This is a genomic window from Dysgonomonas termitidis, from assembly GCF_054657735.1.
The window spans coordinates 1,025,623-1,042,925 of the sequence record NZ_BAAHYD010000003.1 but is presented as its reverse complement, the minus strand read 5'-3'; the positions used below and the strand labels follow the sequence as shown (position 1 = coordinate 1,042,925).

The window sequence follows — 17,303 nt, the reverse complement described above, 5'->3', positions numbered from 1 at the left end:
TTTTTGTAGGGTAGCCTGGCGCTACCCTGTGGTGTTGTTCGCCCACCCTGCTGTAACAGCACTGTACGCTGTACAATATTAAATGCACGAAGGGAATAAATCAAATACGCTCACCTACGTATTGTTACTCGACTACGCAGCGAATGGCAGAGGCGTATCCACGCGCTTGGTTCGAGTTTGTATTCAGGGCGCCAGGACCGAAATCAAGGTATTTTACATTATTACCGTTAATCGCAGATGAACCATATAAGCCGCGGCCGGTATCTAAAGCTGTTAAATTACCGTCGGCACGGCCGCGATGCCCGCAAGCGGGGTAGTAGCCTCGACCATTCAGTGTCCAGTCTGCACCGGTACCGACACTGAACCACTGCGACGTTAAGTCATACCACGGCGAGTCAGAGGTGGGTCCCGAAGCAGGAACCTTCCAACCTTCCGGACAAGGATCGTAAATGGTCTTCGAAGCCCCCCAAAGGGCGTCATTTTTAATGCTGGCTGTGATGCTGTACCAGTCATAACTGTTCGCACTAGACCCGGTATAGAATGTCAGCGGATTTGCCACAGCAACGCCGATATTGTAATTAGGGGAAGTACCCGCGGGAGCTTGGGTTTTTGTAACAGTGGCATAAGTTGGCTCGGTATTCGCAGTAGTACTGGCTGATCCCGGGAATGGATCCTTGCGGCCCCACTGGTACATCAGGCCCAGGGAGCCAACATCGCCCGGTGTATTGTTCATGGCGCCCAGGTTACGCTCCATAAAGGTCTGGCCGTTAGAAACGTATGTACCGGTTTCCGGATTATAATTTGTCACCCAGATATGCCATGACCACAGGATCACTCCACCCTTCTTAATGCATACCACACCGTTTCCTTCGGCTGATCCGGTACTGACAACTATATTGCCATATGGGCCGCTGCCATTTACCGTGACAGTACTAACCGCATTCGCATCGCTTTCCCATACCACTTCCGCAGTGAATGTTTCACCATCGTTTAGCTGTATGCCCAGGTCGGACATGTTGCAATTCCTGACAGGGATTGCGTAGTTATTTGTATTTGGAGCGACTATGAATGAATTTGCAGTAGGCGACATAACCTCCTGGTTCACCGTAACTATATGGGTAAATAGCCCGGACTGTATTATTAGTTTCCCTGTTCGTGCTGCTCCGCCATTGGCAGCAACCAGAACCGAAACGGTAGCCGTCGAGGTGGCAGTGCCTGTTGCGGGGTTGACCGATAGCCAGCCGCCGTTGGGAATAGATGTTGTTCCGTCCGCTTCGAAACATTCGATCGTCCAGGGGGCGGTGGATTTAACGGTGAAGGTATTGCCGGTGGAAGCGGCTGTCACCGCCTCATAGCCAAAATCAAAGTCCGGCGCATTGACCGCCAGGTAATTCTTTGCATCCCAATAGACATCGGTTAAGTTTTCATCGATGACGAAGACCTGCACGTCGATGTTGGTAATGACCTCCGTCGATGCCAGGGCGGCATCTGCAGTGGCAAAGCCCGGGCCGCTGACCTGTGAGACGGTGAAGATGTATTTATGGTTACGCACGACCGGCATGAAAGCACCTTTGGTGGTACCGCTGCTGCCGTCGTAGGTGAAGTCGACCGGATAGAAGTAATCTGTTCCGCTATAGGTACCCTTGATGATGATACGGGGTGAAGTGGCGATATTTGCCAGCACGGGGGCGGCCGCCTCGAAGGCATAGATCTCACCCTCCATCTTATTACCGGACTGCAATGCAGTGTAGTTATAGGTTAGCGGGGAGGTGGCATTCTGCAGGGTTCCGGGCAGGTTAGGCTGTGCCGGGGAAGCCCCGTATTGCGTATCGTCGTTGACCAGCAGGCCGTTTTTCTTGAAGTTATACAGCATCACGTCTTTGAGCGTGAAAGTAGAGGTTGCATTGTTGATTATATCCACACGCGCCAGCATGCGTACCAGGTTCAGGCCGCTGAAGGTCTTCGACTGGCCCTGCCGTATACTGATGCCATTGGTCGTTCCGGCTATTACTTCGCCCGTCATCGGGATGTAATCCGGTGTAGCGGTATCCCATTGTCCGCTGGCATGGGTATATTCGATGGCATTCAGTTCGCTAATGGGGCTGTCGTCGGCCAATGCGCCGACCTGGCTGTTGGCATTGGCGACCACCACCAGGCGGCTGTAATCGCCCGCAGGGAGGGACAGGGTCACCTTGACATTGCCGCTGCCGTCACTCGTGAATTCCGATGATGTGGCAACGATCATTTGTTGAAGCTCTTCGGTGCCGCTGATATCCTTGTAGGCCAGCACGGTAAGCTGGCTCACCTGGTTTTCCTGCCCCGCGGTCATGCCGTAGGTCGAGGGTGTTCGGGCGCCGGGGATGCGAACCTCGAGGGTCACATTCTTTTCCCCGTTCTGACCCGGATCAGGCTGAACCGGATTATCGCCATCCGTGGTGCAGCCGGTAACGGCGACCAGACAGGCCAGCAAGAAAACTTTAGTTATTAATTTCATCGTTCTATCTTTCTTTGTTAAGCATGTATTAAATCGTTATCTATCTTACCGGTTAATTATATTGTTATGTTATTGCAATACAGTGATTGTCATTACAGCGTGTCTACAGGGATGTTTCCCCAGTTCTCGAGCAGCGTGACGATAACCACATTCCCCTCGAATGAGATAAGGATCGGTATGGTGACCTCTTTGCCGTCAGCGATGACGATATTGTTGTCGGCTATGAATTTTTGCAGGTTTACGGTATGGAGCACTGTATTGTCCGTGCTGTTGTCCAGCACGTCTATCGTGATAGGGTTATCGGCCGTGAAGCGCAGCACGTCGCAGGTGGCCTGCGCCTGTTTGTTGCCCGTGTCTACCGTTACCGGCGGATAGTATGTCGTAGGGTTACCGTGGGTAACCATATTATAGTCGTATGCAGGTACAAGGTTGTTCACCCTGATATAAGGATAAAGGGAAGGCGGTGCGCCGGCGTCGGTGCTGGCCAGGCCTTTGACTTGTATGACGAGCCGGATATAGGCCGGTGTGAATGGTACCGTCTCGCTATTGGCTGTGTCCGGTTTGACCGTAAAGGTATGTTTGCCGTAATACAGGGCATCGTTGGTCGGTATGCGCGCGGAATTGAAGTAACCGGGATGAGCCGCTTCTTGCTGGCTTATACCGGCCCCATTGGACAGCCCGTTGATTTGAGTATTATCAAAAGCGTTCCCCCAGCAGACAGCTGTATAATCACCTGCCGGCAGGTATAACCGGACTCCCCGGAAGGCATCCAGATCGTTCTTATCAACTTGCACCGTCTCCACCAGCTTTCCGCTCGGATCGTATATCGCGACTGTCACCCGGCTGATATGGTCCGGAAAGTTCAGGTAGGAAAATGCGAGCGTCAGATTCTCATCCGGTGGGCAATCACTCAGGTCATCACCGATACATCCGGTGAAAAATACGGACGCAACTAGCAGGATTAATGTCTTCAGCTGTTTCATATGTGAATAATTTATTTTTGTAAGGCAATCGCAGGCAATAACCGCGTTACCGCTTGCTTGTTTATTGGCTTTATTTTTTTTGTCGTATCGTTTATTATACCGTTTTACAGGGTCCGTTTCCGGTAAGTTACCGTGAACCGCTTTATGATAAACCCTCCCGGGAGAGGAGGGGCGCCGGTCCGTTATACCCGGAACCCTTCCCCGTCCCTTCTGAAGGTTTTTGATTGGTTTCTCCGAAAGTAGCCGGGCAGTGTAAGCCCCGGCCCCTTTGAGGTGAAAGTTCAATAGCTGTTATTTAAAATACAGGATCAACGTCCACGTTTGTCCATGGAGTTACAGTAGCTGTTACTTGAATATTCTCAGTAGCATTTGTTTCCGGATCCGGAGCCAAATTTCCACCTCCTATTTTAATACCGTCACCAGTGGCAGATCCACCTATGCTGTATACTTTTCCGGGTTCCAATTGTGTTAACGGTGCTCCACCTACTTTCAGGTCTTTAATAGTAATATAAGCAGGACTAGGGAAAGAATAACCGGCAGCAGTTGCGTCCTCTATTTTTAATATGATATGGGGAATCACTGATTGGGCTACCCCGTCGATGGTTGTTCCCACAACCAACGATTTTACAGGCATTACATAATAAGACCATCTGTTAGCCGGTGTAAAGCTTGTAGCGCCTGTAACTCCTGTAAATTCATCTTTGAAACGTGCAGGGTATGAACCGTTGGTCCAAATTGCATCAGACTTGCCATAGCTCAGAATATTAGCAGTCGAAGTCGGCTTAGTTACATAGTCCGTACCGATTTGTGTGTATGTATTGTTGATATAAATCCCTGTCAGTTTGAAACTTGTCAATGGGATAGCTGCAAGCGGATCTGCCAAAATTTCTTTTATCTCGTACCGGGAAATAGCAGGAACCAGCATTACATTGGCTGTATATGCACCCGCACCTCCTGTGATAGTAGCGCGGCCGAATACATTAACACCTGTTTTCGGGTGGGTCTGACTGGCCTGTTGGAACAGTAGCTCGTTCAGTTCCGATAAAGGATCATTTGCCGCTATTGTAGTGATAGCAGGGGATGTTGCTATAGTCGCGGTATTGGCGACAATAACCACTTCGGTTACGGAACCCGGTACATCGGGAAATGTTTTACCTGACGTTACCTCCGCGGTAGTCAGCGTACCGACTTCTGCGATAACACCGCCACCGACGAAGAATACTGTCGCTTCGGCGATATCAGGTGTCACTCCTACAGCTGTCGCTTCATCGGCATAGGTCGACGGCACGGCGATACTCACGGTCACGCTTTTTTTAGGAAGATCGTCCGCCGGAGCGTTCGCATCGTCATTCGAACAGCTGCTGAATCCTAATAGCAGGGCTGTTGCTGCAATAATTGCATGTTTGAAATTTGTTTTCATTCTTTTTGTTTTAAAAATTTAATAAAATAAATAATCAATCGTCTGAATTTCTTAATTGAATTTTTGTAATTGATTTTTGAATTTTTCGAATTGTTTTTTTTGCTTTCTGACTGTTTTGCTTAATCGTTCTTTTGTTTTTTCCGGTTGTTTCTCCTGATCGTTTTTTCCGGGTATTTCTCTTAACTGTTTCTCTTAACTGTAACTGTTTCTTCCAGCTACGTTTAAATCGCTCCTTTCCTGATCTTTACGGCCCTCCTCTTTCCTTGTTGATACTTTTGTTACGTTTGTTTGTTTAATTATCATTACCTTTTATTTATATGTATGAATGGTTATTCGATTGCGGTACCGGCCTGTAAACCGTTGCCGGCGCGCCGTATGTCGACGCAAGCCGGTTTGCGGGGAAGGTTTACCGGCTTTTATACCGTTCCATTTTCTTGTTATCGACCCGTTTGGCCGTTACTTCCTCCAAGTTGCGGGCCGCTTCCTTGCTGCCGGCTGTTTTCGCCCGGTTAAACAGGGCTTCGGCCTGGTCGAGTTCCCCTGCCAGCAGGCGTATCACGCCCAGGTTGTTCAGTACGGCCGGATGGTTGCCGCCACCGGCTGTGCCGGCTGCCTTGTCCAGCAGGCGCCCTGCGCTATTCAGCTCCCCGTTCTCGATCAGCAGCGCCGCCGCGTTGACGTTTGCCGCCACATCACCGGGATAGTATCTGGGAATCGCTTCGAGCAATATATCCGTATAGTCCTTCGTGCCTTTGCCGTAACTTTGGGCCAGGTTGTAAAGCTCCAGTTGTGACAGGTCTTCCGGTTTGCGGCTATACAGCGATTTGCTTTCTTCGACAGTGTAATCCCTGACCGTATAGTCGACCTGGTATTCCACCCTGCGGAGTCCGGGGAACATATCCCGGAGCATCTGCCGGTAGGGCGCACCCTTTGCCAGGCGCATCAGGGCGCCTTCGCGTCCTTCCATTATTCCCGTGGTGGCGATAATGTCCAATATCTTATCTTTGTATTCCATACCGGAGGCCTGTACCTGTACGGCCAGCCCGTCCCAGTCCTCGGCCACAGAGGATACTTTGAAAAGGCCCTCGTCGAATCCGAACTTCGTTTTCAGGTAATCCCTCAGCGCCAGAGCCCGTTCTTTCGATAAACGCTCGTTGGTGGTGTACAATCCGTCGGGGGAAGCATAGCCTTCGATAAACAGGCCGGTAATCACCGCATCGGGGTTGTTTTTCACATCCGAGACGGCTTCGCTGATCCTGGCCAGCTCCGCGGGATTCCGGCGGAAACCGGGATCGATGGCCGACCTGCCCACCCGGAAGTCAAGGAAAGCCTTGTCCTGACGCCTGCGCGTCTTGACTTCCCTGTCCGGAACAAGGAAGGATACACCGGGGCTGACCTGATAGGGCACACGTGCTTCCAATTCCACCTTGCCGCTCAATGCCAACGCATACAGCCGTGATTCCTGCCTGTATCCCGTAACCTGCTGGTAGAGCACCAGGCGGGCGGAATCCATCCAGGATTCATAGGGGATTTTCAGGTTATACAGAAGTGTCGTATCGGTGGACGGACGGGTATTTACCTGCATCAAAGGACGATGATAGGCGGTTACCCGGTCCATGTCCGCAAGGGTAAAATAGCGTTCGTTCAGCTTTTGGCGCCGGTCACCGTTGACCAGTATATAGGGAAAGGTTAACATGTTGCTGTCCGGATCGCTACCGGTACTCAGCTCGGGAACCAGCAGCATCGATTGACCACGGGAGACGGCCCGGCCCTGTATGTGTACGGAAAAACTTAATAGCAGGCTGTCGCCCTCTTCTTTCAGCCCGGCGCTTTCAACCGACAGCCGGCCTTTATAGAAATCCTTATTCTGTGCCGGCAGGCTGAGCGCCGCCAACAGGAAAAATACAGCCGGTATATGGGAAATATGGAATCGTTTCATACGTTTCATTGTCTTATTTGATTATATAGATGATGGATATACCTGCCTTTGTAGGCCCGAAATAATGCTTGCTGCCGCTTTCCAGCAGCTTGCCGCAGGTTTTACACTCATATTTGTCATAATCCGAATAGGCATACCCGAAACCGAATGTGGCTTCCAGGCTCCAGCGGGGGGAGAGCATCCAGTGGTAACCGTAAGAAAAGCCCGCCCCGAAAAGGTCGCCCCGGTAACGGCTGGTCTCCAGGTCCGGGTACAGGTCCAGCGGCAGCTTGATAGCCCCCACATTGTAATTGGCATAGAGCGCATGCACACCGAAGAAATGACCGAAGAACGGCTCGTAAAGCCAGTAACGGAGCTCGGGCTGCACCAGTATATGCTTCAGCTTCCTATTCCCGCTATAGGTGAAGGGATTGTAATTAACCGGTATATCCAGTGTATAGCGGCTGTCCAGCCTGACTTCCAGCCCCAGGTTGAAAGTGGTGGTCGCATCGTACAGCAGATTGGTCTTGACCGCCAGGTGCGGCGAGGATAGCGGCAGGTTGCCTGCTTTGTCCTGCCCCCGTACGGAAACCAGGGCTATGGCTAGAAGCAGAAAGATGAATACGGATTGTTTCATAAAGGATGTCTGTATTTTTATGTATATATTTTTTATATATTATTTATTTGACTTCATGTTGATTGATCATCGCCTGCCGGTTCACTGTTGTATGACGGTTATTTCCGCCTTGTCCATCCACTCCTCGTAGGGAAGGGATATGCGGTAAGGGTAATCGATGACCGCCCTGCCGGCTGCCTGCAACAGCTTTTTTATATGGTAAGAGCGCAATATGTTGCTGCCAAGGCCCCATAAGGCAAGACGCAAAGACCGGTAGCGCGACCCGCCGGCGACCAGAACCATGGGTAACTCCCTGCGCCTGTCCCCGCCGTATAGTACGGGTATGAACCAGTGCGCCCGGTCGGCCGTGGCCATATCCCCCACAAAATGCATGTCCAGGCCGATATAAAACCGTCCGCCCTGCCGCTCCATCGTTACCGGAAAATAGTGAATACTGCACATCTGTTTGTATTGTTTTTGTTAAACGTTCCATCTGTTGCCTTACCGCCGCCTGTATACTGTTTATACCGTTTTATCCCCTCCCGGATGAACCGGAGTAAGATTGCATGCCCCCCTGACGGAAAGGCATGCATCGAGATATATTTATCTGATTCCGGCATCTGACACTTAGCAAGTGTCAGATGGTATGTAGACTGGATTGCAATCGTCTGTATATTAACACATTAACAAGCAATAAATAAATACAAGGGATAACTTCTGACACGAACCGTTAAACAGGCGGACCCCCGACGGCAGGAAAACCGGAGGGCGACGGGCTTTTAATTAATTGATAACCAATAGCCTTTCCGGGTACAAACCGGCCTGACACAGCAACAGCATCATTAAACATGGATTAAACAAACTCAAAACCAACTGAATATGGATTTATCATACCTTAACGAACACATGGCCTGCCGCAACTGCCAGAGCTGCGACAAGGGAACAAGACCGGCCATTGAAACCAAAGAAATCAGTACCGGCAGCAGCCATAAACAACAGGCCCTGCAGAGTAAGATCATCTTCCTGCTCAGGGGGGAGATCACCTATTCCTTCGGGATGTACAATAACCGCCGGATGCGCTGCGGGCAGGCGCTTTACCTGCCTGTAGGCTACAACTTCAGCTACAGGGCTGAATCCGGAGCCCTGCTCCTGTTCATACGCCCTTACTCCAAGCTGCAGTTCTGCGACTGCTACAGGCTGGAGGACCTGGTACACCGGACGCCGGATACGGGAACGGATTCCCCCTACCTGCTGGAAATGAAGGAACCCGTAAAGGGGTATACGGATATGCTGGCCTACTGTATACGCAAAGGGCTCTGTTGCGGATATTATAATGAACTGAAGATAAATGAACTGCTCTACCTGCTCGGGGAATTTTATTCGAAAGAGGAACTCGCGTTGTTTTTTCACGAGGCCCTGAGCGGTGACCCGGGTTTCTCCCTTTATGTGATGAACAATTACCACAACTACCACTCCCTTTCCGAGTTGGCCGCCGCGATGAATATGTCCCTCTCAGGCATAGAGAAGCGCTTCAGGAAGGTATTTAATATATCCGGGTACAAGTGGATGAACCAGCACAGGGCAAAAAAGATATACCATGCCCTCTGCACGGGGGATAAATCGCTAAACGAACTGCGCGCTGAATTCGGCTTTGCATCAAAAGCCTCATTCAGCCGCTACTGTAAGCAGCATCTGGGAGAACCGCCGGGCGGGATACGGCAACATCACAGGTTTGGGTGTGAAATAGGTAAAGAAAGTGTAAAAATGGATAACCGAATCTAACAACATTATTAAAAAATAACGCCTAACTTTGCAATTGTTTATATGCGTTAAACAAACTTATTCCGACACTTGCTAAGTGTCAGATGTTAAGATGAATAGATAAAATGAACGCAAAACGTTCGGTTTTGTGTTGTCCGGCTCAGAATATGCTCCTATTTTCCTCCTTTCAGTAAAAATATGCTTACAAATATAAAAATACTTTTTTATTTTCAGCCGGAAATAAAAGAAAATATGCCCTGCCATATAAAATAGCGGGTAAGCTGATCAAGAAATGTAAGCTATAGTTTTTGTTTGTAAAGGCATATAAACCGGTTTCAGCCCTACAGGCAGGCGAAGCCGGCGGTAGCGGATGGCGGGGAGACCAGGGCCAGGGCGATCTGCTCGTTGGCCCGGTCAAGGGTCGAGCGGTCGAAGGAGGCCAGGTAGGTATAGGTCATCTTTTCGGAGGAATGCCCCAGGCCCTCGCTGATAACCCACAGCGGCAGGTTCTGCTTCTTGCCGATGGTCGCCCAGCTGTGGCGCGAGACATGGGTCGTTAATTTCTCCCCAATGCCGGCCAGGGCGGATAATTTTTTCAGGCGCTTATTCTGGAGGCGCAGGCCGTTCTCGTATTGCAGGCGCGGGGATCTGTCCGCGTCCCGGATGACGGGGAAGAGGTAGGGGCTGTGGCGGACCTCGCCGCTGAAGCTGTCGATGATGCGCTGTAAAGTGGGCGTGACCGTCACCTCGATCTTCTGGCCCGTCTTCTTGCGGTAGTAGCTGATCACCCCCTGGCGGATATTCTCCTTGCGCAGGTAGGCCATATCCACAAAGCTCATTCCCCTTGCATGGAAGCAAAAGAAGAAATAGCGCCACGAAGTATAAAGGGCCCTGTCTGTAGTTTTATCCTCCCGCGGGGCTTCTTTAAGCTGCTTATGCGCATTTACAGGCGGCTGGGTTTGCCGTTCCAGTAAAGCCGAAAAATCAAGGCTGTTCAGCGCGCGGAGGCTTTCGATATCCAATGCCCGTTTACGGGTTTTCTGGAAGCCCGTGAAAACATGGTCAAAAGGATTCTCACGCCGGGCATCGATCAGTTTCTCCTTGACGGCCTTCCAATAGATGGCACGCAGCATACGCATATAGTAAGAGATCGTATTCATGGCCTTGCCCCGCTCCTTGAGGTAGGCCTCGAACTCTTTCATCATACAGGCGTTGATCTGGCTCAGGGGGATATCACGCCCCTTATTGAAGGTGATAAGCCCGCGGCTGACGGTGCGGTAAGCACGGGCGGTACGCTCCTGGCCGGCACGCAGCAGGTTGCGCTCCTGCAGCCCGGCAAAGCCGGAAAGGTTGGCCGGGTTATGCTCCCTATGGTAACTGCAAAGGATGTCATCAACGGTATAACGCCCCGATTTCTCCAGCCGCCCGGCCGCTTCTTCGAATTGTTCGCCGTAAGCGCAAAGGCTTTCGGTTACCTTGCACAGGTAAGGGTAGCGCGGGGAGCCCTCTTCAGGAAGATGTACCCTTTGCCCGGCCCCGTCCCATTCGTGGGGGTAAAGCCGGAAAGGGCTGGTGATGACTTTGACCTTGCGGCTGTGGATCAGGCGAAGGCACAGGCTGCCCTTGCAGCGCGCTCCGCTGACGGACTTGCGCAGGATAAACTTTAATGTGGCCATAATTTAATGCGTTATTGGTATCATATATTATTTGTGAACCTCTCTGTAATTTGTCCCTGAAGACCGGCGCACAGTCCGGGAATTCAATGAGCCCATTTGTGGCCCGCTTACCGGCGCCACTTACGTGCTTAAGCACAAAGGTAAGACAGACAAGCGGATTCAGGGCATTTTAGCCCGGATATTTATCGGGGAATAAGATTTATTCACCTTTACTGTTATTATCGCCCTTTTAGCACCATTATTTTAGAAGCGATGGACAGGGGCTGCATGCAGGAAGGATTTTCCTTGATATACAACAATAATATTTTATCAGGCAATATCCCGTAAAAAAATATTAAAATCATTATATTTACAGGTATAATTATGAACCAATTTTTCAAAATTATGTACAATACATCATCAAAAGCTGTATCTGCCCATGTAGCGGTTGCGGCATTTATCGGAAAAGTCTTTTCATTTAACAGCAGCCTGAAACTGCATCACTGGCATATTACAGGCCCAGGCAGCTATTCCGCCCACATTGCATTGGATCAGGCTATCGAAGACCTGCTGGATGTAACCGACCGCCTGGTAGAAACATCGTATGCTACAATAGGAGACCTGGATATCGTAATTCCTGAAACAAAGAATCCATCGGATATCGTAAAGCATGCGGAAGAGTTTGTCAAATACACGGAATCCCAGAGGGAACTGTTTACGGAAGCCTTCACCCAGGCTATTATCGATGACTATCAGGAAGCAATCCGGCAATTATTGTACCGCCTGAAACGCCTTCAATAACAGGTAGTAATCTTTTATCCAAATACCGGTATTTTCTTTATTCGCAATACCGGTGTTTGCCGTTTATTTATTCTTAAAGAAGGAGTTAATAAGCATGATTCCATGCCGGTACTTTTTAGCGGATCATTTTGAAACCTCGCACATCAATACCCCCTTTCCCGTCACATCCGCTTTGGCAATGGTAACGGCTTTTCCCGTATAGGTTTTAGCGACCGCCGTACCCGCCGCGTTCCAGAGTTTCCATGTATAAGTATATTCCGTACCTGCCGCGTCCAGCTCCTCTCCGCCGCGGTATAGCACTGCTTTAGCGTCCACATCGTTGGCGTCGTTCTTAATAATAAATCCCTTCTGGCTCACGATATCCACCATAACAGGGTCGGACATATCCGAGAAGGAGATAATATCACATACGATCTTATTGGCGGAAGCATTGCCTGCCGAAGTATCCGTGTCTTTAATCGCGCATTTGAAGGTTTCAAAATTCAGGACGGCATCGGCGGTGATGGTAATCTCATTGCTTGTCCACCCTGCCGTTACTCCGCGCGGGTTGGAAGAAGTCAGGCACGACCAGCCCGCTCCCAGCATGGCATTGTAATACGGGTTCCTGACCGTAGCCCCGGATGCGGCCTCCGCCGTCAACGCGGAAGTCAGGGTAACTGCTTTGGTCGAAGTATTGACCGTCGAGATCGTATGTGTAGCCGTACCGATAACAATCTTCCCCCCGGCCTCCATATTGGCTACCGAAGCGACGGTTACGGTAACGGCCCCGGTCGCGGCAGCAGCCGAAAGGGTCGTATTGGCAAAGACGGAAGAATCCTTGATACCCCAGCAATAGGTTACGTTGGTCGTATCGATTGCCGCCCCGCGCCACAGGTCGCAGTGCGCCTTTAACGAAGCGACCTCGCCGTTACGGAAAATGACCCCGTCCGGGGCATAGGCGATAGCGCAGATCGTGGCTCCCGCCGACTGGTGCCGGGTGAATTGTATCTCCGAGCGGAAAGCGATCTCCAGGCCGTTCGCATCAATATACACCGCTTCGAAGGTATACCGTACCTGCGGCGATGTAATGCTCATATGGTTCGTATTGACCGTCAGGGCATATTTGGATGCTGCTGCGGCTATAGTGCAACTGTCTTGTCCCGAGGTGACGGCTACTCCGTCCTTATACCACCTGGACGAGCCGGTCTTGATTCCGGGTGTCAGCGTAGCCGCGTTCCCTACTGAAGTAACCTGGTCGGCATCTCCCTTACCGCTGACGAACAGAGCAGGCGTCAGTACCAGGTAAGGGGACGCCGTCCATGCCGGGGCATAGGCGTTGGTATCTTTCGTATAAATCTGTGTCAGCGGCTGGTTGGAGCCGATAAATGCCTGGAGGCTGACCGCGTCGTTCTGGTCGATAATAGTGACCTGTCCACGCGCTGCTTTTTGTGCCATGATCCTTGTTTTTTATATTGTCGATAATATTACTTCGCAGTCGAATACCGCTTTGCGGTAAACATCCTCTCCGGTTATCTCCAGTGTTTTCCCCGTATGATCCACGCTGTTCCATAGAGCATCGCCGGCAATATCCTTACTGCTCCTTATCCACCTGAAATTCATATCCGGTATTTTTCCGGTCACATCTTCACTGCCTTTATATACCCTTGCCGACAATAGCGTTGAGACAGCTCCGTTTCTAAATACGGAACCGTTGGAAGAGTTTATATAGATAGAATACGCGCTTTGCCCGTCAAATTGTTTATAAATGGAGAAAATATCCTCAAATGCTTCGTCTTTATAAGTCGCTGTATAGCGGAGGGATAAAACATCCCTTCCCTCCCAGTAATGGCCTGTAGGCGATACCTGTATAAAATCCTTATTATTACCTGCTAATTCTTTCCATACTGATTCCGGGGAGAGGTACTGCCATTTCCTTGTTGTCCCTGTAAAGTTATGCTCAGTGGCGTAGATGGTGATCTCCACGGGATCGCAGGCCTCTTCAGGTTTATCCGGATAATGGAATATATCCGTACCGCTCAGGCTTACGGACTTGGGCAACAGGTTTTCCTGCGCTTCCGGATCGAAGTCCTCCCATTTGATCGTTACGTCCTGCAGGCTTATCGTATCTTTTGTCCATTTAAAGCGTCCCGAGGCAAAGTGTCCCGTGCCGTCGGGATTGATAACAAAAGAGTTGTCGCGGGAACTGATGGAGCCGTCATTGTTCAGCTTTAACAGGGGATTTTGTATCGTACCCCCGATACCACCTTTAGAAAACCAGGCCCCGTAATCTTCTACATAGGAAAGCGTCCCGTCTGTAGGCTGGTATTGAGACGGGGTGGAACCTGCCTCCAATTGCGGCGCTGTTATAAGCATTCCGCTGACAGGAGCTTCCAGCCGGATAATACAATCCGTCTCTTTTGAGTCCTTAAAGGTGAAAGGGACGGAATACCTCTTCCAATCTGTAGAATCCGCCTGTATATCCTGCAAATGGTATTCATCCTGGTATACTGCTATATTAGTGGCAATACCTGCTTTTATCCAAATGGAAAAACAATATTTTTTATTCCGATGGGATTCCCGCCATCCGGCTGATTGTACTTTCAGTTTTGTTGTGTTTCCGGTTATCCAGCATTTACCAATACCGACTGGGGAATGTTCTTCGAGGGGTGTAACAGGAGAGTCTGTAAACTCGCAGTCGATACTGTTTCTGATGACGTTCTTATGTATCTTTCCTACATAAAACGTAGAGCTGAACCCGTTCTCATCCCCGGCAGTCAGTGTCCCGGCAATATTGACGTTTTGGGTGGCATACATATTCCGGAAGTAAGCCCCGTAGCCATCAAGCACGCCAAAAACCGGGTCTGCGATCCCCTTTACTTTTCCGATCCGCACTTTTGCCGCGTTGGCGAAGGTGGATATATAGGATTGCAGGACAATATTCAGGTCCGCGATTTCAAACCAGTCTCCCGTCGCCTCCAGTTGCCGGGTAAGGTCAATATAGAGGCTGCGCTGATAATGCGATGGCAGGTCGATGGTTACCATAAACAGCCTATATTGCCATCCTGTATCGATACCGATGGTTTGTTCCCCATCCGCTTGCCCTGCGTCTTCCTTAAAACCTAAAGATACATTTACCCCGGTCATAGCTTTTGAAGCCCTGGCCTTAAACGAAACGATAAGACGCTGGGGATGGCTCAATTGTTTCTCTATCGTCTGCTTTATCCCTAAGAAGTCAGGTTGCCCCACCATTTCATTCCGTGTAATGCGGTATATACGGCCGGCATCCTGTTCCGATTGCTTATAGGCTGTATCCAGAAAAGGGCTTCCGCTACAACTATATTTATTCTTATCCGCATTATCAGGGTTTCCACCCGGTATATAGGGATAACATAATGAATGGTTATATGCCAGGCCGTCTATTACATCCAGATATGGAGCTTCACTGTCAGATGCCGTTAAGTATAAGGCGCCACTCCTGTCATTGTCATGCAGGTTGGTTACACGCACAAAATCCAATAGTTCACCACTCTGAGGTTCATCCCCTTCGATCAGCGCGCCTATGATATAGGAAGATTCTTTTTCGTCGATTATATCAACGCCTGTTTCAAGGACAATCATCAGGGAATAGATAAGGTTGGGATTGTCGAAATATTGCCTGCGGACAATATCCCCGACCTTCAGTCCCTGCATCTTTTTGGAACCGGGAGCTATAAGTATTTTATATTTGTTGTATGTTTGAGTTGCCATGATGGTGCTTTGTAAAATGGAATAGAGAGTAATTAATATTTTTCATCCATTATTGGCTGCTTATATTAATATATCTTTCAGGCTTGATTAAGAATAGGGTATATCAATAGGGACAGGTTTAAGTAATGATTTGCATCAGCACTTTTTCCTTGTAAATTAACCGGATATTTATATCTTTGCAAACCTTTAATACTAAAAAAACGAATATGAGCTTTGTATCGACCGGGGGCAAGATACAAACAAGGAACGACATGGCAAAGGAAAATAAGGATTAATTACCTTTTGATATGTATGTTTTTAAATAGCTAGTAATCAGTACTTATATAAGTATAAGAAACATAATAATTTACGAAAAACGAATAAAGTAACAATTATAAAAATCCATAAGTAACAAACAGGTAACAAATAATAGATAAAAAACGATTATGTAAATGAAAAATAAAAATCAAATTTTACTCTTGTTAACTAATATAAATAGCTATATATAAGTGTATTTAGTTTCATACATATCACTTTTGTTTTCGTTTGTTTTCTTGGAGAATTTTGGAGATAACTTTTAAAGGTAACAAAGGTAACAGTTTTTTCAGTGAACAGTAAACAATCATCAGTAAACAGTATCGTGGTTTGTCATATACTCTGTCCATTTCCAAATTTTTCGTTCCCTCCGCTCGCGCAGACGTCCCGTCTGTGTGTTGCATGTCAACAAGACACGGACTGGAAGTCCGCGCCAGCGGGTTAACTTTTCAGTTAACAGTAAACGGTAAGCAGGCATTAGTTTACAGCTCGTGACTCGTATCTCGTCTACTTGTATCTCGTGTCTCTTTTACTCGTAACTGCTTTAATCAATACTTCAAAGAACAGCTATAAGCTAAAGGCTAACAGCTCCTACCTATAGATAAAGTTTTATGTAATAATAAAGAAATTGTGAGTTATTATTATCTATAAAATAACTATTCCAACAAACCATTCAATATATCTTCAGAAACAGTAAAAGCCGTACCATGCCGCACGCCCACAGGGAAAACAATAGAATCGGAAACATCCTCCCATACTTTCATATCCTTCGACCTTACCGCTCCATATTTATGATCCCTGTATTTATCAAAATACACATAAACATATTCTCCAACTGATAACGGCGCAGGTCCTTCGGCCCAATAGTCTCCTGTAATAGGTTCTGACACCGTAACAGGAAAGCCGTAAGGCTTATCATTGGATACTACACGGATATTCTTCTCCGCCGGACTTGAATTTTCATTCTTTATAAAAAGATAGTAAAGCCCTTCCCTATCCAATATGGCACCGTCAATCACACTGAACCCCGGTTCAAAGAACAGTTTGGTATCGCTGAAGGTTTTGAAATCTTTAGTCGTTACATAATATTGCCTGTGATTTAATCCCTTTTCACTTTCAGAAGTAGGTAAATCCGGAAACACACCCGGTATAGTCGAGGCCCAGAAGATATAGAAAGTCCTGTCTTTCTTATCATAGAATAGTTCCGGCGCCCATGTGTTCTTCGTTCCTTCAAACTTTTCCATAACCGGAATATTCGTCTGTCGCGACCATGTTTTCAAATCTTTGGACGATGCATAGCCAATACCCTGATCCCACCAACCCGAAGTCCATACCATGTGGAAGGTACCTTCTTCGTCCCGAACGATACTGGGGTCACGCATCAGCTTGTCTTTTCCAATTTCAGGTTTCAGGTAAATGGAATCGTTATTCAATGCTTCCCATTTCATCCCGTCTTTGCTATATGCCAAATGCAGGCCGTCTCCATTTCCCTTGAAATACGAGAATAAATACACAGATTTTGCATCCTCGGCTTCTGCCGTTCTTTGCTTTCCTCCACAAGAGAAAAGAAGTACCGGTAATAAAATAAGGTTAATTAATGTCTTCATTCTTTCTCTGTCCTTTTTTGTTCTTTAA

12 protein-coding genes are annotated in these 17,303 nt (G+C 48.5%); 2 read left to right on the top strand and 10 right to left on the bottom strand.

What is annotated here, in order from left to right; genetic code table 11:
* Positions 1-124 precede the first annotated feature (124 nt).
* From ACYQ3L_RS25195 to ACYQ3L_RS25170, 6 genes are all read right to left on the bottom strand, one after another.
* A complete protein-coding gene (locus tag ACYQ3L_RS25195; protein ID WP_459952498.1) occupies positions 125-2,494 on the bottom strand; it encodes a BACON domain-containing protein in 2,370 nt (789 codons plus the stop codon).
* Between the two features lie 92 nt (positions 2,495-2,586).
* A complete protein-coding gene (locus ACYQ3L_RS25190; RefSeq protein WP_380000248.1) occupies positions 2,587-3,477 on the bottom strand; it encodes a FimB/Mfa2 family fimbrial subunit in 891 nt (296 codons plus the stop codon).
* Between the two features lie 295 nt (positions 3,478-3,772).
* Positions 3,773-4,897 carry a hypothetical protein gene (locus ACYQ3L_RS25185; RefSeq protein ID WP_380000250.1) on the bottom strand — a complete coding sequence of 375 codons (1,125 nt, stop codon included), beginning with the start codon at positions 4,895-4,897 and terminating at the stop codon, positions 3,773-3,775.
* Positions 4,898-5,303: 406 nt separating this feature from the next.
* Complete coding sequence (locus ACYQ3L_RS25180) at positions 5,304-6,836, bottom strand: DUF3868 domain-containing protein (RefSeq protein ID WP_459952497.1); 1,533 nt, start codon at positions 6,834-6,836, stop codon at positions 5,304-5,306.
* 13 nt (positions 6,837-6,849) lie between these two features.
* Positions 6,850-7,452: a DUF3575 domain-containing protein gene (locus ACYQ3L_RS25175; protein ID WP_379997562.1), complete on the bottom strand. Its 603-nt coding sequence runs from the start codon at positions 7,450-7,452 to the stop codon at positions 6,850-6,852.
* Positions 7,453-7,533: 81 nt separating this feature from the next.
* A complete protein-coding gene (locus ACYQ3L_RS25170) occupies positions 7,534-7,893 on the bottom strand; it encodes a hypothetical protein (RefSeq protein ID WP_379997560.1) in 360 nt (119 codons plus the stop codon).
* 417 nt (positions 7,894-8,310) lie between these two features.
* Here ACYQ3L_RS25170 and ACYQ3L_RS25165 point away from each other — a divergent pair, with 417 nt between their 5' ends.
* Complete coding sequence (locus tag ACYQ3L_RS25165; protein ID WP_459952496.1) at positions 8,311-9,213, top strand: helix-turn-helix domain-containing protein; 903 nt, start codon at positions 8,311-8,313, stop codon at positions 9,211-9,213.
* 320 nt (positions 9,214-9,533) lie between these two features.
* Here ACYQ3L_RS25165 and ACYQ3L_RS25160 read toward each other — a convergent pair whose 3' ends face one another.
* On the bottom strand, positions 9,534-10,868 hold the full coding sequence (locus ACYQ3L_RS25160) for a phage integrase SAM-like domain-containing protein (protein WP_459952289.1): 1,335 nt from the start codon (positions 10,866-10,868) through the stop codon (positions 9,534-9,536).
* Between the two features lie 384 nt (positions 10,869-11,252).
* On the opposite strand from ACYQ3L_RS25160, the gene ACYQ3L_RS25155 reads away from it, so the two are divergent.
* Positions 11,253-11,648 (top strand): DUF5856 family protein, encoded by a 396-nt coding sequence (locus ACYQ3L_RS25155; RefSeq protein WP_380002040.1) that lies wholly within the window; start codon positions 11,253-11,255, stop codon positions 11,646-11,648.
* A 123-nt stretch (positions 11,649-11,771) separates the two neighbouring features.
* On the opposite strand, the gene ACYQ3L_RS25150 is transcribed toward ACYQ3L_RS25155, so the two are convergent.
* From ACYQ3L_RS25150 to ACYQ3L_RS25140, 3 genes are all read right to left on the bottom strand, one after another.
* Positions 11,772-13,082, bottom strand: a complete 1,311-nt coding sequence (locus ACYQ3L_RS25150; protein WP_459952288.1) for a hypothetical protein — start codon at positions 13,080-13,082, stop codon at positions 11,772-11,774.
* Between the two features lie 12 nt (positions 13,083-13,094).
* The gene (locus ACYQ3L_RS25145; RefSeq protein ID WP_459952287.1) at positions 13,095-15,374 is read right to left on the bottom strand and encodes a hypothetical protein; all 2,280 of its coding nucleotides are present in this window, start codon (positions 15,372-15,374) and stop codon (positions 13,095-13,097) included.
* A 950-nt stretch (positions 15,375-16,324) separates the two neighbouring features.
* Positions 16,325-17,275 carry a glycoside hydrolase family 43 protein gene (locus ACYQ3L_RS25140; protein WP_379996464.1) on the bottom strand — a complete coding sequence of 317 codons (951 nt, stop codon included), beginning with the start codon at positions 17,273-17,275 and terminating at the stop codon, positions 16,325-16,327.
* Positions 17,276-17,303: the final 28 nt, after the last annotated feature.